The following is a 22,252-nucleotide window of genomic DNA, read 5'->3' as shown; positions in this document are numbered from 1 at the left end:
AGAGCGTCGGCATGCATGCAAACAGAGCACCCGGCGCCGCTGCGGCGAAGCACGTCGATGCCATCTTAATGAACTTTAATGTCATGCTGTGATATTTTAGTCTGTATGCTTTGGAGCCGCGCAGAGTGGAACATGTGTCTTGGCGACCCCGTACTACAACCGCGAGCCAGCTCAGCTGGCGCAGGAAGTGGAAGCAGCGCGCCGGGCGGGTGTCAAGCCAGTCAGCGTCCCGGGCGACGCCTTCGCGGCCGACCGCGAGCGCATGATCTTCGTGGTCATGCATGACGGCAGCCTCGCCGTGGCACCGAGACAGCGACGCGGTGAGCACATTTCTCATGCGGTGCTGGCGCGCACGGACCTTGTTCTCGCTGCTAGCGAATTCGAAGTCGCCTTCGACGGGACCGCGGTGGTCGTGTCCTCGCTCAACAACATGAGCGGTCACTACCGGCCATCGGCAAGCAGCCTCGACGTAGCGCGGCAGGCATTCGAAGTCAGCGGCATTGCCGTTCGCGCCGGCGCCGTGCGGACCTACGATTGGCAAGCACCATGAATGCACTGCCCGCCGCAGCTGAGCCAGCTCCTCATGCCGAGCCTGCAGGCATCGAGGCCGTGCTTGCGAACATCGCGGAAGCGACCAACCTCCACGACTTCGAGCAAGCGTGGATTGCCGGGCTGCGAACACCCGCGGCCGGCGGCCCCGTGGAGCGCGACACGATTCTGGCCGCGGCGGGGTGCAAGCTGAGATCGCTGGGCGAGTCGCAGGATGACCTAGCGCGTCGAGGCTGGCTCCGCCACATCGCCGAAGAAGCACAGCTTCGCAGCGGTGGCGAGCTGGGTATCGATCTCGCGGCGAGAGCGACAACAGAGCTGCGCGAGGCGTTTGCGTTCGCAGCAGGCGACTTGGTCGCGCTCCGCGAATCGATCCTGGCGGGCAACGGTCTCAGGGATGCAGCCGCTAGCCAACCCAGCGCGGCGGATCGGGTCCGTGATCTCGGCCGCATCGCCGAGGCACTGTGCGGAAGCGGCCTGCTAGCGCTGTGCGCAGAGGAGGACGTCGACTTGGCCCGCAGACTGGCTCAAGCAATGCGGCCGCCCATCCACCTCGTACCCGTCGTCCCCGAGGCGCTGCAAGTCAGCCGCGACGATCTGCTCCGCTGGTACACACCTGATCGGGCAGCCCAACTCCCGCGATTGATCCGCAATCTGATTGCCGAGACAGAGCCGACTGTGGAATGGAGTCATTTTCCCGCCGGCAGCGGTGTGTCGTCCCCGGGCTGGGACGGAATCGTCCGGTGCACTCGCGGCAACCGCTATGTGCCGCCTGGTGCCTCCGTATGGGAGGTCACCACCCAACAAGGCGGCACCAATGCCAAAGCCAAGGCTGACTACTTGAAGCGAGTCGACGAATATCCGGCGGACGAGCGTCGACAACTTACGTACGTGGCTGTCGCTTGCGCGCCGTGGACGAAAGCACAGCACTTCGTTGCTGAACACTCGAACAATGGCGATTTCGACAGTGTCAGAGCATTGAATGTAGATGATCTCGAAGACTGGCTCTCCTGTGCTCTCAGAACGACCGTCTGGTTGCGTGAGCAGATAGGGATACCGATTGCAGGCGTCATGACGCTGGCTGCGTGGTGGCATCGATGGCGTGCATCAACCACGACACCGATTGATGAACGTATCGTGCTCGCCGGACGCAAAGAATCTGCCGACAAACTGCGCGAACAGTGCAAGCATCAGCCTGGTGTCATTACTATCGGCGGTCCTTTCTATCCCGATGAGATCATCGCATTTGTCGCGGCTGCGATCGAAGCCGATGGTGCTGAGAGCGACAACGACGGTGCGCAGATCATCTATGTGGATGACCACGACACTGCCCTGCAGCTGTTTGCAACAGAAGCTGTGTCGCTGAAGCCACAACGCGCGGCCAGCGGCCCTGTTCTGACCGTCATGGTGCCGTCAAGAGAGTTCGCGAAGCATCTGCATGCTGGAAGCCCGCATCGAATGATCGTGCCTGTACCTGGCAGCACCCAAGCAGACATCGTGCTCAGTGCCGTCGATTCATCGGCCGTGGCTCAGCAGCTGCGAGCTACAGGATTCGAGCCACGTGAAGCACACGAATTCGGCAACACCGCTGGTGTCAGTTTGATTGCGCTTCGTAGACAGCTCGCAGAGAAGCCCGAACTGTACACTCCGGATTGGGCAACGCAGCACATCGACCAGACACTTCGACGGTGCTTGTTGGTCGGCGGCTGGAACGAGACCTGCGCTGGCGATCTCGAAATCGTGGGGAGGCTGACCGGTGCGGAAAGCGAACAGGTAGCCGAAACGCTGCGCGCGCTTGACCGAGCTGATGCGCCATTCGTCGAGTTCGACCGAACTTGGTGCCTAGTTTCACCCGCTGACTCATGGATACTGCTTCGCGAGCATCTCACGCGATCTGACGTCGATGCCTTCTCGGCTGTGGCGCATGATGTGCTTACGACTGCCGAACCACTGCGAGAACTCGCGAGTGAAGATCTGCTCCGAGCAGCGCTTGACGGCATCAAGGCCAAATTCTCGACGCGATTGAGGCGATCGGTGGCAACCACGCTGGCTCTCGCTGGCAGCCTGGAGCCAGCTACGGACGCAGGAAAATTGGCGGTGTTGGACCTAGCTCGCGACATCACCTTGCGAGTGCTCAAATCTGCGAACGAGGATCCGACCCACAAGACCTGGACTGCAGTGGCCGAAGTCTTGCCGCTGCTCGGCGAAGCGGACCCGGATGCCGTCCTGCAGACACTGCGTACCTGCCTGAGCATGCGGCATCAGTTCGTCGAGGTGATGTTCGCCGGACGCGACGCTATGGCCTCAGCCTTCGGAGGGCACCCGCCGTACCACTACGTGCTCGAGACGCTGGAGATCATTGCGTGGTCGCCTGAACATCTGGTGGAAGTAGTTGACTTGCTGGCCAAGCTGGACGGCATCCATGCCGGCCACCGTGATGGGCGACGGCCGCTAGACGCACTCGAGGCGATCTTGTGGCCGTGGTCGCCCCGCACCGCCGCCGATGCTCATCGCCGACTCCAGGCGGTGGAGTTGCTGCGGCGCCGATACCCGGGTCTTGCATGGGAGCTGGTGCTGTCAATGCTCTCAGACAGCACCAGCAGCCGGTCAGTGTGGCCACAGCCTCGATACCGGCACTGGCGGCAAGCGCTGGGAGGCGTGACTCGCCAGGAGAAAGCGCTGTGGGACGATTCGCTTGCGCCGAAACTGATTGAGGATGCAGGCATTGATCCCGAACGCTGGTACGACGTGCTGCGGCACGTGGACAGGCTGCCTGTTGCGATTCGCTCGCAAGCCATAACGGGCTTGAAGGAGCAGCTTGCTTCTGCTCCTGATGAACAATTCGCATCGAGCCTGTGGCCACAGTTGCGCAGAGTTGCAGCTGAACATCGCCAGCACCGCAATGCCTATTGGGCACTGCCAGATTCAGACTTGGAATTGCTGGAGCAGCTGCGAGACGAGTCTCTACCCGCTGATCCCGGCATAGCCTACGGGCATTTGTTCACTCAGGGGGCTTCATGCTTGGACGGCGTGAGCCGAACTGAACAGCCCGAGACGCTTACAGCTGCGTTGAACTCGAAACAGGACGACGCGGTCGCAGAGGTGTTGTCCCGCGGTGATCTCGAAGCGGTGCTTCGGTTCGCCTCGACCGTTGACGCACCGAGCCAAGTAGGCGAGGCGCTTGCACGCCGGAGCCCGACCCATGACGCGGCTCTGCTTCAACTGATCGGCACGCCAGACGCAAGACGTGCCGACACTGCTGCGGGCTACTTCATGCAACGGTATGAAGCATCGGGATGGGACGGTATCGAGCAGCTCTTGTCACATCACGAGACCTCGGCGCAAGCATCGGCCGAACTGCTCCGGATGCTCAGGCCCGCCGAGGCACCGTGGACGCGAGCAGACGCGCTGGGCGCGGACATCGCTACCGAGTATTGGCACCGGGTGGGCTTTTCCGATCTCGCACATCTGAACGAGCTGAGCGACCTGCTCACCGTTTCCCGCCGACTACGTGAAGCCGGTCGCGTCGGATTCGCCGTGGAACTCCTAGAATTCTGCGGCGGATTCTGTAGCGATGCCCACACCTCGGCGCCTGAGTTCGTCGAGGAAGCCTGCGTTTGCTTGGAACAGTGGATCACACGCAAGAATGACCACGACGACGGGACCAAGTTGCAGCTCAGCACGCTCACCTCGCTCTTGCAAGTGATCGCGCAACACCATGAGTATCTCGGCACGAGACGCGTCGCCATATTGGAGTGGCAGTACGGCCCGCTGCTCGGTGCGAATCCGAAATTCGAAACGCTGAACCTACACCGAGAACTGGCGCGAGATCCGAAACTGTTCGTCGATCTCGTCGAACTGGCTTTCAAGCCTGCAAACGACCAGCAGGACCCCACAGCTGAGCCGGACGACGCTGGACAGTGTACTGCGCTCAATGCCTTCGAATCCTTGCACAGCTGGCCCGATTCGACGTTCGCGCCGGGTCTTGGTGAGACCGACGAGTTGGGCGGCGAGGCGCTAGCTGCATGGGTCAATGTCGTTCACGAGAGCCTTGCGAAGTCTGGCCGAGATGACATCGGCAAGCGCATGATCGGGGTAGCCCTCGCCGCCTCGCCCGCCGATGCGAATGGCGACTGGCCCGGGCTAGCCGTTCGCACATTGCTGGAAGAGCTGGAATGCGACCAAGTCGATTCGGGCTTGAGCGAGGCGATGCGCAACCGACGCATCAACCAACGTGGCCCCGAATGGCGCGACATTGCCGCGGGCGGCGAGCAAGAGCACCGTCTCGCTGCCGGCCTCAAGGCAACAAGCCAGCACTTTGCAGCATGGCCGCGCACTGCAGCGATCCTGCGCGAGGTTGGTCGCAGCTACCGATACGAGGCGCTCGTGCGCGACACTGAGCGAGAGTGGCCGCATCCGGCAAACGAGGAGGCAGGATGAGCAGTATGAGCAGATTCACCGGACGGGTAGCGATCGTGACCGGGGCGGCCGGCGGGATCGGGCTGGCGGCGTGCGAGCGGTTCGCTGCTGAGGGGGCATCGGTGGTGGCGGTGGACTTGGCCACCTCGGACTTGAGCGCAGCGGTGGCGGCGGCGGAGTCGGCGGGTGGTGCGGCGCTGGCAGTCGGCGCCGACGTGACGAAGTCGGACGAGGTCGCCGGCTATGTGCAGGCGGCCATGGACAACTTCGGCCGGGTCGATGTGCTGTTCAACAACGCGGGCATCGAAGGCACCTACGCGCCGATGACCGAGTACACCGAGGAGTCCTTCGATCAGGTCATCGCCGTCAACGTGCGAGGCGTGTGGCTGGGCATCAAGCACGCCGCGCCGGCCATGATCGCCGGAGGCGGCGGGGCCATCGTGAACACTGCGTCGGTCGCCGGACTGTTCGGCGCTCGGGGCATCTCTGCGTACTCGGCCAGCAAGCACGCCGTGGCCGGGCTCACCAAATCCGCAGCGCTGGAACTCGCAGCCTCCGGAGTGCGCGTGAACGCCGTCTGCCCGGCGCCGATCGAGACGCGCATGATGCGTTCGCTCGAGACCTTCATCGGCGGCGATCAGGCCGACGAGGTTCGCAAGCAGTTCGCCGAGCGGCTGCCAGCCCAGCGTTACGGCGAACCGCACGAGGTCGCCGCGTTGGTGGCGTTCCTTGCCTCCGACGAAGCCAGCTTCATCACCGGCAGCCTCTACCCCATCGACGGCGGCTACAGCGCTGGACGCTGAACTCACTCAGCCGTAGTGAAACAGTCGCGGCGAGCGAGGCTGCGTCCAGCCGGCCGAGCCGCGCACGCCAATCACGGCGCGCGGGCCTGCCGCTGGTGGGCCGGGGAGGATTCGAACCTCCGTAGGCGAAGCCGACGGGTTTACAGCCCGCTCCCTTTGTCCGCTCGGGCACCGACCCCCACCGAGCCACGAAGCCTAGAGCAACATCACCAGAGACAGTCACGCGTCGCTAGCTTGCCGTCATGCCTTCTTTCGACATCGTCTCCAAAGTGGACATGCAGGAGATCCGCAACGCGGTAGATCAGGCATCTCGCGAAGTTGCCAACCGCTACGACTTCCGCGACACCGGCAGCACCGTGGAACTCGGCGACCAAGCCATCAACATGCATTCCAGCACCGAAGATCGGCTCGCCGCCATGCGGCAGGTGCTGGAGGAGAAGCTGGTACGCCGTCAGGTCAGCCTCAAGGCTGTCCACTACGGCAAGGTCACCGAAGCAGCCGGCGGCACAGTGCGCCAAGCGGCCACGCTCGCTGCGGGCATCTCATCGGACCGGGCACGAGAGCTCAACAAGTTCATCAAGGGCCTCGGCATCAAGGGCGTCCAGTCGCAAACGCAGGGCGACCAGCTGCGGGTGACGTCCAAGAAGCGTGACGATCTGCAGGCGGTCATCGCCGAACTCACAGACGGCGACTTCGAGCTGCCCCTGCAGTTCGAGAATTTCCGCGACTGAACTCGCCGCTGAGCTGATCGATCAGTTGGGGCTGCTCGATCAGATGGGGCGCTGGGTCAGATGGCATCCTGCCACGAGCCGTCGCGCAGGCGGCGGATGCGCTCATCCATCGGTGGATGCGTGGTGAACAGCCCTTTGAGGCCCATCCGCCGGCCTGCCAGCGGGTTCGCGATGTACATCTGAGCCTGATTCGCGTCGGCCAAGCTGGGCACCGTCTTGGAGGCCACGTCCAGCTTCTCCAGCGCCCGTGCGAGCGGCTCGCCGTCGCCGATCATCCGCGCTGCGGTGCGGTCGGCCTGGTACTCGCGGCTGCGGCTGATGGCCATCTGCAGCAGCAACGCAGCGATCGGCGCCAGGAAGATGAGCAGCAGTTCCCCGATGGGGTTGCGGTCGTTGTCGCCGCGGTGTCCGCCGCCGAAGATCATGGCGAACTGCGCCATGCGAGCGGCGAAGGTGATGGCTGTGGCCACCGCAGCAGCCACCGAGCCGATGAGGATGTCCCTGTTACGGATGTGCGCCATCTCGTGAGCCAGCACGCCCCGGATCTCGTACCAGTCCAGGTGGCGAATGAGCCCTTCGGTGACGCAGACCGCTGCGTTCTTGGGGTTGCGTCCGGTGGCGAAGGCGTTGGGCTGAGGATCGGGCGAGACGTACAGGCGCGGCATCGGAAGCTCTGACAGCGTGGTGAGCTCCCGCATGATCCGCCAGTAGTCGGGCAGCTGATGCGGCTGAACTTCCTGGGCCCGGGCGGAGCGGATGGCCAGCTTGTCGCTGAACCAGTAGCTGCCGCCGACCATGACCAAGGCGATGATGACGCCGAAGGTGAGGCCGCTTTGGCCCCAGAAGCTGCCGATCCACAGGATCAGGCCCGCCAAGCCTGCCAGCAGAACCGTGGTCTTGGCCGTGTTGCGCACGTCGTGCGGTACCTCGCTGTTGACGCTTGTGTCGTCGTGTGGTCGTGTGGTCGCGCCGAGTCGTCTTGGGCCTTGGGCGTCGGTCTCGTCGGTGCCGCTTCAGACTACTGAGGACGAGCTGCGGTCAGTCGTCGCTCGGGGCCTGAGCTGCGCGCGTGCGGATCTCCTCTACCACGCTTGCATCGGCCAGCGTGGTGGTGTCGCCGAGCTGGCGGCCCTCGGCGACGTCTCGCAGCAGACGCCGCATGATCTTGCCGGAGCGGGTCTTGGGCAGATCAGGCACGAGCACCACCGCCTTGGGCCGGGCAATCGCGCCGAGCTTGACCCCCACGTGCCGGCGCACTGCTTCTCGCAGCTCGTCGGTGGCGTCGTGGCCGCCTCGCAGGATCACATACCCCACGATGGCCTGGCCGGTCGTGGCGTCGGTCGCGCCGACCACCGCAGCCTCAGCCACCGACGGGTGGTCGACCAGCGCCGATTCCACCTCCGCCGTGGAGATGCGGTGGCCGGACACGTTCATCACGTCATCGACACGGCCGAGCAGCCACAGGTAGCCGTCGTCGTCGAGCTTGGCGCCGTCGCCGGCGAAGTAGCGGCCCGCATAGGTGCTCCAGTAGGTCTGCCGGTAGCGCTCGGGGTCGCCCCAGATGCCCCGCAGCATCGCCGGCCACGGCTCGGTGATGGTCAGGTAGCCGCCGCCGCGTTCGACGGGATTGCCGGCGTCGTCCACCAGCTCTGCGCAAATGCCCGGCAGCGCATGGGTTGCCGAGCCGGGCTTGGTGGTGGTGACGCCGGGCAGCGGCGTGATCATGTGGCCGCCGGTCTCGGTCTGCCACCACGTGTCCACGATGGGGCAGCTGCTGCCGCCGATGTGGGTGTGGTACCACATCCAGGCTTCCGGGTTGATCGGCTCGCCGACTGTGCCCAACACGCGCAGGCTGGACAGGTCGTGCCGCTCCGCCTCGGCCGCGCCCCACTTCATGAAGGTGCGGATGGCCGTCGGCGCCGTGTACAGCTGGGTCACGCCGTAGCGCTCGACGATGTCCCACAGCCGGTCCTTGGGCCACGACGCCCGGTCGCCGTCGCGGAACTCGGGGCGCGGCGTGTCCGGCGTGCCCTCGTACATGACCGACGAGGCGCCGTTGGCCAGCGGTCCGTACACGATGTAGCTGTGGCCGGTCACCCAGCCGATGTCGGCTGCGCACCAGTAGACGTCGGTCGCGGGCTGCAGGTCGAACACGTAGCGATGCGTGAACGCCACCTGGGTGAGGTAGCCGCCCGTGGTGTGCATGATGCCCTTGGGCTTGGCCGTGGTGCCCGACGTGTAGAGCAGGTACAGCAGGTCCTCTGCGTCCATGTGCTCGGGTGGGCAGTCCGGCGAGGCGCCGGCCATCAGCTCGTGGTACCAGTGGTCGATGCCGTCGTTCCATGCGACGGCTTGGCCGGTGCGCTGCACGACCACCACGTGCTCGATCGTGGAGGCCGCCACCACCGATGCATCAGCGGTGTCCTTCAGTCCGAAGGGCTCGCCCCGGCGATAGCCGCCGTCGGCGGTGACGAGCAGCTTCGCTTCGGCGTCGTCGATGCGGTCCGAGAGCGAGTCCGCCGAGAAGCCTCCGAAAACCACCGAGTGGGCAGCGCCGATCCTGGCGCAGGCCAGCATCGCCACCGGCAGTTCGGGGATCATCGGCATGTAGATGCAGACTCGGTCGCCTCGCTCGATGCCGAGTCGTTTCAGCACGTTCGCGAACTTGCAGACTTCCTCGAGCAGCGCGGCGTAGGTGAGAGTGCGGGTGTCGCCCGGCTCGCCTTCCCACCAGAAGGCCACCTTGTCGCCGCGACCTGCTGCGACATGGCGGTCGAGGCAGTTGTAGGCGACGTTGAGCGTGCCGCCGACGAACCACTTCGCGAACGGCAACTCCCACTCGAGCACCGTGTGGAAATCGCTGAACCAGCTCACGTGCTCGCGGGCCTGGCGTGCCCAGAACGCGAGCCGGTCCGCGGCGGCTTCGTCGTAGAGGGATCGGTCTGCGGTCAGCGCAGCGGCGCGGAACTCCGCGGTGGGCTCAAAGACGCGGTTCTCGACGTAGTAGTCCTCGATGGTCGGCTCGGTGCCGGGATGCGCGTCGGCTGCCTCGGTGTCAGTGGGCTCGGGTGTTGCATCGGTCATCGCTGCTCCAGTGGTGCGAGGCTGCTGTCACGTCGCAGTGCCGGGTCGGTGACGCTCGTCGGCTCAGCAGGCTGCGCAGGTTCGTGTGCGGTTCGGCCGCGAAGGCAGAGTAGTTGTCGCAATAGCGGTTGTCGTAGTTGTCGACTGAGTCATCCCTGGCGGGTGCGCCGCTGTTGCGGTAGCTTGCGAAGGTGCCCACAGATGTCGGATGGAGCGAGCTGGCTGTGTTCGGCAGCGTGTTCGGCGTCGGCATCGGGCTGACGCTGATCATCGTGAAGCTGGTCTTGGCACCGATTGTCCGCCAGACCGAAACCAACTTGGCGGAGCTGAAGGAACAGCCTGTGGACACCACGTAGGCCATCGCTGCTGCTTGCGCGGATCACAAGGAGGACCGCCGAGAACACCGCGCAGCGTCCAACCGCCAGTTCAAGGAGCTGCGCGCCGGCAATCGCCTGAACGTGGGCCAGCCGGAACATCGCTGAACCGTACGCGGCGCTGCACCTCGCCCGGGATGTTGGGCGGGGCGCATCTGCGTCAGTGGTGCTCGAAGCGAGGGTCGGTGGGGCTCAGCTTGGTGTGGCCCATCACACCCCTATTCGGAGTAGGCAAACCTCGCCACGCCCGAAGGATAACGGTCCCATAGCGGAGCACATAGGCGCTTGTAGGCGAATACTTGGGCAACGTATTGGCCGGCGCCCACCAAGCCGGCGAATTTCACGCTCCTCGTGCCGTCTGTGACCCTCTTGCGCTGCTCAATGAAGTCGGTGCCAGGGCTGTACAGCCTGATGTCGTAATAGTCGATGTCGCCGCACCCGACAGGACCACCAGCGACCCCGACAAGCCGCAAAGCGGGAAGGCTGGGGTAGGGCGAGGGCCCCCGGCGCAAGGCTGCTGGAATATTCGCTGGCGCGACTGGCACTGCCGCGGTAGCTTGCGAACATGCCCGCCGACATCGCATGGAACCAGCTCACAGCGCTCAGCAGCTTCTTCGCTTTCGGCATCGCGCTGACGCTCACCATCGTGAAGCTCATGGTGACACCCGTCGCCCGCCAGATCGCCACCATGTCCGCGCACCAGCAGGACCTGCGCGCGGACCAACAGGCCATGCGCGCAGAACTGAAAGACGAGCTGCACAAACACCGCGCCGAGACCAACCGGCAGTTCGACGCGCTGCGCGCCGACAACAAAGAGATGCGCTCGGACATCAAGGAGATCAAGGAAGAGGTGACGCTGATCCGCGAGCGAGTCTCACGGCTCGAGGAACGCCCCTCTCGCGGCACCACGCCGGCAATCGCCTGAGCCCCATCGTCTGAACCTGGGCGCGCCGCAAGGCGACCGTCAAGCCACCCGTACCCACCGAGGAGAACGCGCGGCCTAGCTCAGTCGATGCGCCACTCGGCGACGGTGAATGCCCCCATGCCGGATGGGTCGGTGAGCGCCGCTGCCTCGTCGAGCAGCGCTCGGGCCCCAAGCGCATCGGCTGTGGGAGCGGCTCGGCTTCGCTGCCAGCACGATCGCGCGCCGGCGGTCATCGAATCGATGCCGGCCGCCGCGAGCCACTCGGCTTGGGTGCTCAGCGTTGCGCCGGGTGGCAGCTGGTCGAAGGCGACATCGCAGGTGATGTCGGCGGTGCCGGGCGCACGCAGCACATCAAGGCCGCGCCGGTGGGCCCGATACGTCCGCAACCACTCGGTGTGCGATCTGGCTATCAGCTCTGCGGTGCTGGGTACGCCGTAGTCGAACACCAGCACGCAGCCGCGGCGAACCAGTCTCAGCGCACGCCGCACCCACACGGCCGCACGAAGCTGCAAGGGAACCCTCGATCCGACTGCTGCGTCGGGTGCCAGCGCCGCAGCCATGGCGGCAGCGTCAGCGTCCGCTGGCCGCATGACCTCGACGGCGGGTTCATCGGCACCGACTGTTCGGAGCTGGACGTGTATCTCCTGCCAGCCGTCATGAGAGCGTTCCAGCAGGCGAAGGGGCAGATTGTCCAGCAGTTCGTTGGCTATCACCACCCCGACAAACGGTCCGCTCGGCAGATCAGGCACTGCGACAGCCAACGGGAACGACGAAGCCGCAAGCCGAGACTCGGCAGCGTGTCGCAAACCGGCGACTCGCTCGACCATGACGTAGCGCAGCGCGGCACCCAGCGCAGCGCTGGTTGCTTCGACATGGGCGAGCACGTCAAGACACAGCGTGCCGCGTCCAGCACCGCCTTCGACGACGACGAACGGGTCCGGCCGACCCAGCTCGCGCCACGTGCGGTCCAGCCAGCCGGCGATGCACCGAGCGAACAGCGTGCCCAGCTCGACCGAGGTAGCGAAGTCGCCACGCGCCTGCCCGATTCGCTGCCGGGCACTCGGCCGACCGCCGCTCGTGTAGAAGCCCGAGTCGCCGTACAGCGCTGCGTCCATGTAGTCGTCGAATCGCATCGGGCTGCGCGTCCCGCCGGCCATCACGACCATTCTGCGCATCTGCGCACGCGCCCAAGCCTGACGAGCACCCCGAGGGACTCGTGGCCGTGCCGGAGGTCAGCCGCCGAGGTAGACGAAGGCGATCTGGCCGAAGTGACTGACGAGGCCGGGCAGGACCCCGAACACGAACGTCGCCGCAGCAGTGATGACCAGCGCTGCAGCCAAGGCACCCGTGATCGGAATGGGTCCAGGGGTGTAGGCGACCATGGTGAGCGGGCGCGTCTGCGTGGCTGCGAAACCGCCGTCGTCGTGCGGGACACCGCCGGAGGCACTGCCGGAAGCTCCGCTCGGCAGGGCGTGGGCAGTGTCCCCGCCGTCCACGCCGTCCTCGCGGGTGTCGATGCCGAGCGCCACGGCGTCGGGCACCGGGTGGAACCACATCTGCCTCAGCACTCGGGCGTAGTAGCCGAACGCGAGCACCGCGTTCACTGCTACGACCACCGCGAGCACCCAGCCGGCCGCGGTATTGGCTTCTGCCAGCGCCCGGAAGATCACGAACTTGGCGTACCAGCCGCTCGCCGGAGGGATGCCGGCCAGCGCCGCCACGAACAGCGTCATCAGCACCGCCATCCCGGGCGCGTAGCTGAACAGGCCGCCGTAGCTGGCGATCTCGCCCGAGCGAGTTCGCCGCGACACGGCGAGCACCACGCTGAACGCTCCCAGATTCATGAACGCGTAGATGATGGCGTACACCACCACCGCCTGGTACGCCGCGGGCAGCATGGTGGTGGCGACCTCCGTGCCGCCGATGCGCCACGCATCGCCCTCAAACGCCACCGCGAGAGGTGCCAGCATGAAGCCGCCCTGGGCCACGCCCGAGTACGCCAGCATCCGCACGATGTTCGTCTGGCGCAGTGCGACGAGGTTGCCCACCGTCATGGTCACCGCAGCCAGCACCCAGAAGAACGGCTGCACCACGTCGGCGGCCCCTTCGAAAGCCGCGAACGTCAGCCCCAGCAGCGCCACCAGCCCCGCCGCCTTCGACGCCACCGACAAGAAGGCGGTCACCGGCGTCGGCGCCCCTTCATAGGTGTCAGGGGCCCACGTGTGGAACGGCACCGCAGACACCTTGAACGCGAACCCGATCAGCACGAACAGGATCGCCACGATCACGATCGGGCTCGCGCCCTCGCCGCGCAGCGCAGCAGCAATTGTGCCGAAGTCGGTGTCGCCCGCCACGCCGAACAGCAGGGACATGCCATAGAGCATCACCGCCGAGGCGAACACGCCCATCAGGTAGTACTTCAAGCCGGCTTCGTTTGACCGAGGCCCGCCCTTGCGCCACGCAGCCAGCATGTACGCGGGAATCGACAGCAGCTCCAACGCCACGAACACGCTGATGAGATCCCGCGAGCTGGCCATCATCACCATGCCCAGCAGCGAGGTCAGCAGCAGCGTGTAGTACTCGTTCTCGTAGTAGTCGCCGTCGCGCACGTAGTCCACCGACATCAGCACGACCACGTAGCCGGCCAGGATGAACAGCGCCTTGAGCACCAGCGAGAAGTCGTCCACCACGTAGGCCCCGCCGAACATGGGGCGCTCGGCGCCATCGGCGGCCAGCGTGAGGATCGGCACCAGCGTCACGAGCAGTCCGACGCCGGCCAGCGTCGGCATCATGCGCTTGGCCCGGTCGTCCAGCGCGATGTCGGCGACGGTCACCAGCGTGCCCACCGCCAGCAGCGTCAGTTCGGGCGCGAGCGCGTGCCAGTCGAGGTCCGGCCGCACGAAGGCGAGCAGCGAGCTCAACGACAGCACTCCGGCATCCATCGTCAGCGCCCGCCCACGGCCGCGCTGATGCTCTCGGCGATGCCGGTGGACACGTCATCGACCACGCCGAAGATCAGTCCGGGGACGAACCCGAACAGCACCATCGCAGCGATGAGCGGCGTCCACGCGGCCCACTCGTAGCGATTCACGTCGGCGATCGTGTGACCGTCCCACTCGGGTCGCGGCTCGCCGAATGCGCTGCGCTGGAACAGCCACAGCAGATACCCGGCAGCGAACACGGTGCCCACCGCGGCAATCACCATGTAGGTGCGGAAGGTGGCCTGCGACAAGCCGGCAGCGGGGTTGTAGGCCGATAGGATCGCCGGGAACTCTCCCCAGAAGCCCGCCAAACCGGGGAGACCCAGCGACGCCATGGCGGAGATGCCCAGAATCCAGCCCATCCGGGGCGCGGAGCGCAGCAGTCCGCCCAGCCGGCTGATCTCCAGAGTGTGATAGCGCTCCTTCACCGAGCCGGCCAAGAAGAACAGCATTCCGGTGATGATGCCGTGGGCCACCATGCCGAACACTGCCGCATTGATGCCGATGGGGGTCAGCGTGGCGATGCCCAGCATCACGAAGCCCATGTGCGCCACGGAGCTGAACGCGATGAGACGCTTCATGTCGGACTGCGCCAGGCAGCCCAGAGCGCCGTAGATGATGCCGATGACCGCCAGCAGGCCGATCCACGGCGCCCAGGCCGCAGCGCCCTCGGGCAGGAACGGCAACGCGATGCGCACGAAGCCGTAGGTGCCGAGCTTGAGCAGGATCGCGGCCAGGATCACCGAGCCCACAGTGGGCGCCTCGGTGTGAGCATCGGGCAGCCAGGTGTGGAACGGGAACATCGGCACCTTGATGCCGAAGCCCATGAACATGCCCGCGAAGATGATGGCCTGGGTGCCCCGCGCCAGATCGCCGCCCGCGGCATCGGCCAGCACCCGCATGTCGAAGCTGTTCAGCACTTGCCCGTCCACACCGGTGGCCACGAAGTACAGGGCCACGAAGCTGACAATCATCAAGGCCGAGCCGAACAAGGTGAACAGGAAGAACTTCAGCGAGGCGTAGCGGCGATTCTCACCGCCCCACACGCCGATCATGAAGTACATCGGCAGCAGCACGACCTCGAAGAAGACGAAGAACAAGATGAGGTCCTGCGCCACGAACGTCCCGTTCATGCCCGATGCCAGTATCAGCATCAAGATCAAGAACGCCTTGGCGTTGCCCGGCTCGGGGATGTGCTCCCAGGAGTAGATCACGCACAGCGGGATGATCACCATCGACAGGATCAGCAGCGGCAGCGACAGCCCGTCGAGGCCCAAGATGTAGTCGGCGTCGATGGCGTCGATCCAGCTCTTGTCCACGACGAACTGCAGCGATCCGGCGTTGCCGTAGTCGAAGGCGAACAGCAGGTACACCCCGACGGCCAGCGACGCCAGCGACGCCACTAGCGCTATCGCCTTCAGCTCCAGCTCTCGGGCACGAGGCACAACCATCATGACGAGTGCGCCCACCGCAGGCAGGAAAACCGCCAGCGTCAGCGCCCAGGCGTCGAACCCAGCTGCGGTCACTCCGGTTGCGTCCACTGGCAAGCTCCCTGTCAATTGCCTTGATTGCGTCTCTGCCGGCTCACAGGACGATCACGAACACGATGGCAACGACCGCGGCCGTGCCGAACAGCAGCGAGCCGTAGTTCTGCACTCTGCCGGTCTGCATGACCCGCAGACCCTGGCCGCCGGCATCGGCGCCGCTGCCGAGCGCGTCGACGGTCTGGTCGATCGTGCCTTGGTCGATCCGACGGTAGATCCAGCGGCCGCTGTCGCGGGAACGCTCGCCGGCCACATTGACGGCCCTGTCGATCACGTGGTTGTTGACCCAGTTGGCAGCACGCGCGATCGGCGCCTTGATCGACCCCACGACCACGTCGGTGTACAGATGGTCGAGGTAGTACTTCTGCTCGAGCAGCGTGTACCCCGCCTTGGCGTAGCGATTGCGCTGCGTCAGCCCGTGCGGTCCGGCGTTGCGCCAGAAGTACGCGAACGTGACGGCGATGCCGGCAAGTGCCAAGGCCAAACCCGCCAGTGCCAGCCACAGCTCCGGCTTGGGATGCAGCAGGCCGATACCGTCAGGGCCCATTGCGCTCAGGTAGTGCGTGGGCTCGGCGTAGGTCTGCACCAGATGCGCCAAGCCGTCGAGGCCGAACGTGGACAGCACCGGCGTGGGCAGGTTGAACGCGCCGGCCACCACCGCCATCGCTGCGAGAATCCACAGCGGCACCGTCATCACCTTCGGGGACTCGTGCGGGTGACCGTGACCTCGGTACTCGCCCCAGAACGTGTACCAGATCACCCGCGTCATGTAGGCAGCGGTCAGCAGGGCCACGATGCCCCCGAAGGCCAGCATGAGCGGATAACGGCTCTGCTGACCTGCCCACGCGCCCAGCAGAATCTCGTCCTTGGACCAGAATCCGGCGAAGGGAAACACGCCGGCCAGCGCCAGCGTGGCGATCACGAACGTCTTGTAGGTGTGCGGCATGTGCTTGCGCAGGCCGCCCATGTGGCGCATGTCGAACGTGTGGTGGGCCGCATGGCTGACCGAGCCTGCGCCCAAGAACAGGCAGGCCTTGAAGAAGGCGTGCGTGAACAGGTGGAACATCGCCGCAGTCCAGGCGCCGACGCCCAGCGCCATCACCATGTAGCCGAGCTGGCTCACCGTGGAGTAGGCCAGCACCTTCTTGATGTCCCACTGAGCGAACGCCAGCCCGGCGCCGGCCAGCGCAGTGAAGCCGCCGATGAACGCCATCAGATTGATCGACGACGTCCCGATGGCGAAGCCCTCGAAGAACACCGGGTACAGCCGGCCGATCATGAACACGCCTGCCACCACCATGGTGGCAGCGTGGATCAGGGCGGACACCGGCGTCGGTCCGGCCATGGCGTCGGGCAGCCAGGTGTGCAGCGGGAACTGGCCGGACTTGGAGCACACCGCTGCCATCAGCGCCACCGAGGCCATCAGCAGCGCGAGGTGATGCTCGCTGCCCATCTGCGCGGCCGCTCGGTTGACGGCGTCGATGCTGAAGGTGCCAAAAGTGCCGAACAAGATGATGACGCCCACCAGCAGGCCGATGTCGCCGACGCGGTTGGTCAAGAACGCCTTCAGCGCGGCGTCGGAGTTGGGACGTTCTTCCCACCAGTGCCCGATGAGCACGAAGCTGCACACGCCCACCAGCTCCCAGCCCACGATCATCTGGACCAGGTTCTGGGCCATGACGAAGAAGAGCATCGAGGCGGTGAACAGGCTCAGGAAGGCGTAGTAGTGGACGAAACGCCGGTCGCCCTTCACGTACTCGCTGGAATAGATGTGGACGAGCAGCGAGATGGAGGTCACTACCAACAGCAGCAGCACGGTCTGGCCGTCCACCAGCGTGCCCACGGCGAAGTCCATGCCGCCGCTCGACCACCAGCCGCCGACTTCGGAGATGACCGGCTCGGTGACCGCGTAGCCGCCGCCGTTACTCTTGCCGTCGTCTGCGGCCGCCGTGACCACGTGGGCGCCAGCAGCGCTGAGGCCCGGGCTCAAGCCCGACTGAGCGGCTGCGCCTAGCGCGGCCTCGTGCGCTTCGACCAGCGCGTGGTGCTCGTCGTCTGCGTGCGAGGAGGTGCTGTCTTCGACCCGGGTGATCCACGCTGCGGCGGCGATCAGCGAGAGCACCCACACGAGGCCGACCGCGGTGATGCCCACCCGCTGGACCCGCTCGGCGCCGATCACGCTGCGGCCGAAGAGCAGGATCACCACGAACGACACCGCCGGGATCAGCGGGATGACGAAGGCGTTGTCGAGGAACCACTCGAGGCTGCTGGGGAACGACATGGCGCGGCGCTCAGCCCTTCATCAGGTCGAATTCGTCGACCGCGATCGATCGGCGGTTGCGGTACAGCAGCAACACGATGGCCAGCCCGACGCCCACCTCGGCTGCTGCGACGGCGATGACGAACAAGGCGAAGACCTGCCCCGACACGGCATCGTGCTGCAAGCCGAACGCCACCAGATTCAGGTTGACCGCGTTCAGCATCAGCTCGATCGACATCAGCACCATGACACCGTTGCGGCGCGCCAGCACGCCGTAGACGCCGAGCGCGAACAACAGCGCGCCGAGCAGCAGGAATTGGTTCAGCAGCATTGCAGCGGCCTCAGTCCCGTCGCGCCAGCACGACTGCGCCGATCAGCGCCGCGAGCAGCAGCACCGAGACGGCTTCGAACGGAATGATGTACTGCGAGAAGACCGAGTCCCCCACGTCGGCGGTCCGAAAGACCGTGCTGTCGTCGGCCAGCGAATCCGCACCGAAGCGGTCGATGAGGGCGTAGGCGATGATGCCGCCCAAGGCCAGCGCCGACAGCGCAGCGACCGGCCAGGATGCGCCGGTCATCTGGGGTATTCGCCCGATCGGCGCGCGGGTCAGCATGATGCCGAACAGGAACAACACCATCACGGCACCGATGTAGACCAGCACTTGGGTGGTGGCGATGAACTCCGCCGTGAGCAGCACGTAGTTCGCGGCCAAGCCGCCCAGCACCGCCACCAAGAACAACGCCGCATGCACGACGTTGCGGGTCGTCACCATGCCCAGCCCGGCCAGCACCGTGAGGGCCGCGATGATGCCGAAAGCGATGTTCTGCGCAACCACGGGGCGGCCTAGCTCTCCGCCCCGCCGGCCGGTTCAAGCAGCGGCTGTGCTGCTTCGGGCTCGGCAGCCTCGGGCTCGCCGGCTTCGAGCTTGCGCTTGGGGGCCATGTCCTGCGGGCCGAAGTCGGGCACGCTGCGCACCTTTTGCTCTGAGCCCGATTCGTAGGCCAAGAACTCCGGCACAGTCTCCATCCATTCGCCGAGCCGGATCCGGTCGTGCAGCAGGTCTGCAATGTGCGGCTCGGAGTACTCGTATTCGGGTGTCCAGAACAGCGCATCGAACGGGCAGACCTCCACGCAGATGCCGCAGTACATGCACAGCGCGTAGTCGATGTCGAACCGGTCGATCACGTTGACCGTGCGGGCCTTGCCGCCGGCTCGCCGGGGCGGAGCTTTCACCTTGTGGCCTTCGATGTAGATGCACCAGTCCGGACACGACCTTGAGCACAGCATGCACGCGGTGCAGTTCTCCTCGTGCAGGGCGATCACGCCCCGGGCTCGGTCGGGCGGGGCTTCCTTCTCGTGCGGGTATTGCACGGTGACCGCGCCCTGCTGCGGCGCGGGAATGAGCGTGCGCAGGCCGCGCTTGGGGAACAGCGTGCGCGCGGCGGTTCGGGCAGTGACCCCGAGGCCCTTCAGCAGTCCGGGAAGCCGTGGCATCTAGCGCCCTGCCTGCGTTGAGACTGCCAGTGCCGTCGACACCAGGACTGCGGTTGGGACCGGGAAGAAGACCGCCGCCGAGCTCACCATGGGCTTCACCACTGCTAGATCACCACCTTGAAGATTCCGGTCACGACGATGTTGGCCAGCGAGATCGGGATGAGGACCTTCCAGGCGAACTTCTGCAGCTGGTCCTCGCGCAGGCGTGGGTAGGTGAATCGAATCCAGAAGATCACGAAGGCCACCACCAAGATCTTGACGAGCATCACCACCGGACCGAGCACGCTGAGCGTGGGCGAGTCGAACGCGAAACCAGGCACCCACCAACCGCCGAGGAACATCACCGCGGCGAGCGCCGAGAAGGCGAATGCAGTCGCCACCTCGGCCATGAAGAACAGCAGGAAGCGGAAGCCGGTGTACTCCACGTGGAAGCCGCCGACGAGCTCGGTCTCGGCCACGGGCATGTCGAACGGCGTCTGGGTCAGCTCGGCCTGGGCGGCGATCATGAAGATCGCAAAGCCGATGAACTGGGTCAAGATGAACGGGTTGCCGATGAGGCCGAAGCCGAAGATCTCGCCCTCGGCCTGGGCACGCACGATCTCTTGCAGGTTGAGCGAGCCGGCTTGGACAACCACGCCCATGACCGCGAGGATCAGCGGCAGCTCGTACGCGATGAGCTGGCCGGCCGCTCGCAAGCCGCCGAGCAGCGCGTACTTGTTGGCCGACGCCCAGCCCGCCATCAGCACGCCCAACACCGACAGCGACGAGACCGCCATGGCGTAGAAGATCCCCGTGTCCAGGCTCTCCACCACGGCGTCGGGGCCGGTCGGCAGCACCACGAACAGCAGGAACGACGAAGCGAGCACCACCACCGGGGCCGCTCGGAACACGCGGCGGTCGGCGGCGGCAGGGTGGATGTCCTCCTTTTGGAGGAACTTCACTGCGTCGGCGATGAGCTGCAGCGTGCCGTAGGGGCCGACGTCCTGGGGGCCCAGCCGGCTCTGCATGAAGGCCATCATCTTGAGCAGGAACAGATAGCCCAGCAGCAGCGCCGCGGTAGGGATGACCACGAGCGCAACACCCAGCTTGATGCCGGTCTCCGCCCAGTACGCCAGCCCCAGCGCGTTCACCGGTCGACGTCCCCGAGGATGAAGTACAACGAGCCCAAGATGGTGATGATGTCGGGCACGTACGTGCCGCGCATCACCCACGGCACCACCGAGATGTTGCTGAAGCTGGGCGTGCGGATTTTCACGCGGAACGGGCCGAGACCGCCCTTGGAGACCACGTAGTAGCCCATCTCGCCGAGCGGATTCTCGGTGGACACATACGACTCTCCGGCGGGCACCTTGATGATGCGCGGCACTTTGGCCATGATCGGGCCTGCCGGAATGCCGTCGAGCAGCTGGTCGACGATCTTGGTGGCCTCGCGCGTCTCCTGCAGTCGCACCCAGTAACGGGCGAACGAGTCGCCGTCGGGGTGCGTCCACACGCGCCAGTCGACGTGATCCCAGGCGAGACCCGGGTTCGCGTCGCGGCGCAGGTCCCAGTCGACGCCGCTGGCTCGGAGGTTCGCGCCCGACAGCCCGTAGCTCAGCGCCACCTCGCTGGGGATGACCCCCACGCTGCGGCAGCGGGTCTGGAAGATCTCGTTGCCCATGAGCAGGTCTTCCATCTCGTCGCAGAACCCGCGCATCCTGGCCATGACGGCGTGCGTCTCGGCGATCCAGCCACGGGGCAGGTCGTCCTTCAGGCCGCCGATGCGGTCGAAGTTGGGGTGAAAGCGGCCGCCGGTGACTTCTTCGATCTGGTTCAGCACCCGCTCGCGGTCGCGGAAGGCGAAGAACACGGGTGTGAGGGCGCCGACCTGCACGCCCATGTCGCCCAGGAACAGCGACACGTTCGCGATGCGGCTGAGCTCGAACAGAATCGTGCGAATCCACTGCGCGCGGGGCGGGGCCTCCACGCCCATCAGCTGCTCCGCGGCCAGAATGAACGGCACCTCGTTGGCGAAGCTGCCCAGCCAGTCGATCCGATTGATCAGCGTGGTGCACTGCGGGTAGGTGCGAACCTCGCAGAGCTTCTCATAGCCGCGGTGCATGTACCCCATCAGCGGCTCGGCCGAGATGACCTGCTCGCCGTCGAGCCGGCAGGCGATGCGCAGCGTGCCGTGCGTGGCGGGATGCTGCGGGCCGATGTTCAGCGTCATGTCGCCGGTGTCCAGCTCGACATTGACGCGGGCATCGGCAGCCTGCGCTGCCACATAGGCCCGCTGCTCTCGCAGGGCGGTGGCCGGTGCCGGGGGCGGACTCATGCGCCGGCGCCCGACGCTTCGAACTCGGCCATGACCTCGGCCTCGAGCTGGGCTTCGAGCTCGGGCGGGATTTCTTCGATGTCGACCACGCCGGGCCACGGCTTGACCGCACGTGCCAGCAACGGAAAGTCCTTGCGCAGTGGGTGACCTTCGAACTCGGTGGGCAGGTAGATGGGTTGCAGGTTCGGGTGGCCGTCGAAGGCGAGTCCGAACATCTCGTGCGCCTCTCGCTCGTGCCAGTCGGCACCCGCGAAGACGTCGATGACCGTCGGCACTGGGGCCGTCGCGCCGTCGACCTCGGCCACGTCGGCCTTCACCAGCACCGCAGCGCGGCGCGCCGGCGAGTGCAGCTGTGCCAGCAACTGGAAGCGGGTCTCGCCGCCCCCGAGCCGCACGGTCTCCACAGCGGTGGCGGTATCGGTCACGCCGGCATCGTCGTTCTGGCCGGCGCTCACATCGCCAAGCCCCGCCGTGTCGCTCACTGCGGAATCGAAGACCACCGCATCGAACTGCGTGTCCTCGTAGCGGCCTTCGGGCGCATCGGCCCAGTCGATCACCGAGAGAAACCCGAAGTACGTGAAGCCGGCATCGCGCAGGGTGGCCAGCGCGTCATGCCAGCGGTTGATCTCGACGCGCAGCCAGAGATTCTGGCCGGCTTGGAGGTGCGTCTCGACGAGCGCATCCCCGAGCGCTGCTGACAGCTCGGCCGCCAGCGCCTGGCGCTGCTGGTCGCCCGAGGCTGCTGGGGTGTCGTCGCTGACGCCGTCACCCAT

At 65.8% G+C, this 22,252-nt stretch carries 18 protein-coding genes and 1 tRNA gene; 6 read left to right on the top strand and 13 right to left on the bottom strand.

What is annotated here, in order from left to right; genetic code table 11:
• Positions 1-139 precede the first annotated feature (139 nt).
• Genes ACOGI4_RS03780 through ACOGI4_RS03770 form a run of 3 tightly spaced genes read left to right on the top strand, consistent with a single transcriptional unit; the run spans position 140 to position 5,771 of the window.
• Positions 140-550, top strand: coding sequence for a hypothetical protein (locus ACOGI4_RS03780; RefSeq protein WP_419842603.1), 411 nt, complete (start codon positions 140-142; stop codon positions 548-550).
• Positions 547-4,989: a hypothetical protein gene (locus ACOGI4_RS03775; RefSeq protein ID WP_419842602.1), complete on the top strand. Its 4,443-nt coding sequence runs from the start codon at positions 547-549 to the stop codon at positions 4,987-4,989. Before ACOGI4_RS03780 ends, ACOGI4_RS03775 begins: the two co-directional genes overlap by 4 nt.
• A 5-nt stretch (positions 4,990-4,994) precedes the next feature.
• Complete coding sequence (locus ACOGI4_RS03770) at positions 4,995-5,771, top strand: SDR family NAD(P)-dependent oxidoreductase (RefSeq protein ID WP_419842601.1); 777 nt, start codon at positions 4,995-4,997, stop codon at positions 5,769-5,771.
• A 93-nt stretch (positions 5,772-5,864) separates the two neighbouring features.
• On the opposite strand, the gene ACOGI4_RS03765 is transcribed toward ACOGI4_RS03770, so the two are convergent.
• Positions 5,865-5,949, bottom strand: a tRNA-Tyr gene (locus tag ACOGI4_RS03765).
• A gap of 64 nt (positions 5,950-6,013) precedes the next feature.
• On the opposite strand from ACOGI4_RS03765, the gene ACOGI4_RS03760 reads away from it, so the two are divergent.
• The gene (locus tag ACOGI4_RS03760; protein ID WP_419842600.1) at positions 6,014-6,502 is read left to right on the top strand and encodes a YajQ family cyclic di-GMP-binding protein; all 489 of its coding nucleotides are present in this window, start codon (positions 6,014-6,016) and stop codon (positions 6,500-6,502) included.
• 56 nt (positions 6,503-6,558) lie between these two features.
• Here ACOGI4_RS03760 and ACOGI4_RS03755 read toward each other — a convergent pair whose 3' ends face one another.
• Both ACOGI4_RS03755 and acs read right to left on the bottom strand, forming a co-directional pair.
• Positions 6,559-7,416 carry a zinc metalloprotease HtpX gene (locus tag ACOGI4_RS03755; protein WP_419842599.1) on the bottom strand — a complete coding sequence of 286 codons (858 nt, stop codon included), beginning with the start codon at positions 7,414-7,416 and terminating at the stop codon, positions 6,559-6,561.
• Between the two features lie 124 nt (positions 7,417-7,540).
• A complete protein-coding gene (gene acs / locus ACOGI4_RS03750; RefSeq protein WP_419842598.1) occupies positions 7,541-9,586 on the bottom strand; it encodes an acetate--CoA ligase in 2,046 nt (681 codons plus the stop codon).
• 191 nt (positions 9,587-9,777) lie between these two features.
• On the opposite strand from acs, the gene ACOGI4_RS03745 reads away from it, so the two are divergent.
• Together ACOGI4_RS03745 and ACOGI4_RS03740 are read left to right on the top strand one after the other, a co-directional pair.
• On the top strand, positions 9,778-9,942 hold the full coding sequence (locus ACOGI4_RS03745) for a hypothetical protein (protein ID WP_419842597.1): 165 nt from the start codon (positions 9,778-9,780) through the stop codon (positions 9,940-9,942).
• 583 nt (positions 9,943-10,525) lie between these two features.
• Positions 10,526-10,885 (top strand): hypothetical protein, encoded by a 360-nt coding sequence (locus ACOGI4_RS03740; RefSeq protein ID WP_419842596.1) that lies wholly within the window; start codon positions 10,526-10,528, stop codon positions 10,883-10,885.
• Between the two features lie 80 nt (positions 10,886-10,965).
• Here the strand turns inward: ACOGI4_RS03740 and ACOGI4_RS03735 are convergent, their stop codons facing one another.
• From ACOGI4_RS03735 to ACOGI4_RS03690, 10 genes are all read right to left on the bottom strand, one after another.
• Positions 10,966-12,060: an SAM-dependent methyltransferase gene (locus ACOGI4_RS03735; protein WP_419842595.1), complete on the bottom strand. Its 1,095-nt coding sequence runs from the start codon at positions 12,058-12,060 to the stop codon at positions 10,966-10,968.
• A gap of 57 nt (positions 12,061-12,117) precedes the next feature.
• Positions 12,118-13,827: an NADH-quinone oxidoreductase subunit N gene (locus tag ACOGI4_RS03730; RefSeq protein WP_419842594.1), complete on the bottom strand. Its 1,710-nt coding sequence runs from the start codon at positions 13,825-13,827 to the stop codon at positions 12,118-12,120.
• A 2-nt stretch (positions 13,828-13,829) separates the two neighbouring features.
• Positions 13,830-15,407, bottom strand: a complete 1,578-nt coding sequence (locus ACOGI4_RS03725; protein ID WP_419842593.1) for a complex I subunit 4 family protein — start codon at positions 15,405-15,407, stop codon at positions 13,830-13,832.
• Between the two features lie 43 nt (positions 15,408-15,450).
• Entirely contained in the window at positions 15,451-17,691 is a 2,241-nt protein-coding gene (gene nuoL, locus ACOGI4_RS03720) for an NADH-quinone oxidoreductase subunit L (RefSeq protein WP_419842592.1), read from the bottom strand.
• A gap of 10 nt (positions 17,692-17,701) precedes the next feature.
• The gene (gene nuoK / locus ACOGI4_RS03715; RefSeq protein ID WP_419842591.1) at positions 17,702-18,001 is read right to left on the bottom strand and encodes an NADH-quinone oxidoreductase subunit NuoK; all 300 of its coding nucleotides are present in this window, start codon (positions 17,999-18,001) and stop codon (positions 17,702-17,704) included.
• Positions 18,002-18,011: 10 nt separating this feature from the next.
• Complete coding sequence (locus tag ACOGI4_RS03710; protein WP_419842590.1) at positions 18,012-18,506, bottom strand: NADH-quinone oxidoreductase subunit J; 495 nt, start codon at positions 18,504-18,506, stop codon at positions 18,012-18,014.
• 8 nt (positions 18,507-18,514) lie between these two features.
• Positions 18,515-19,165, bottom strand: coding sequence for a NuoI/complex I 23 kDa subunit family protein (locus tag ACOGI4_RS03705; protein WP_419842589.1), 651 nt, complete (start codon positions 19,163-19,165; stop codon positions 18,515-18,517).
• 104 nt (positions 19,166-19,269) lie between these two features.
• Positions 19,270-20,295: an NADH-quinone oxidoreductase subunit NuoH gene (gene nuoH, locus ACOGI4_RS03700; protein ID WP_419842588.1), complete on the bottom strand. Its 1,026-nt coding sequence runs from the start codon at positions 20,293-20,295 to the stop codon at positions 19,270-19,272.
• The gene (locus tag ACOGI4_RS03695) at positions 20,292-21,479 is read right to left on the bottom strand and encodes an NADH-quinone oxidoreductase subunit D (protein ID WP_419842587.1); all 1,188 of its coding nucleotides are present in this window, start codon (positions 21,477-21,479) and stop codon (positions 20,292-20,294) included. Before ACOGI4_RS03695 ends, nuoH begins: the two co-directional genes overlap by 4 nt.
• Positions 21,476-22,252 (bottom strand): NADH-quinone oxidoreductase subunit C, encoded by a 777-nt coding sequence (locus ACOGI4_RS03690; RefSeq protein ID WP_419842586.1) that lies wholly within the window; start codon positions 22,250-22,252, stop codon positions 21,476-21,478. Before ACOGI4_RS03690 ends, ACOGI4_RS03695 begins: the two co-directional genes overlap by 4 nt.

The sequence above is a fragment of the Candidatus Poriferisodalis sp. genome (genome assembly GCF_965205175.1).
Classification (GTDB): Bacteria; Actinomycetota; Acidimicrobiia; order Acidimicrobiales; family Poriferisodalaceae; genus Poriferisodalis.
This window is presented reverse-complemented; position numbering and strand designations above follow the sequence as displayed.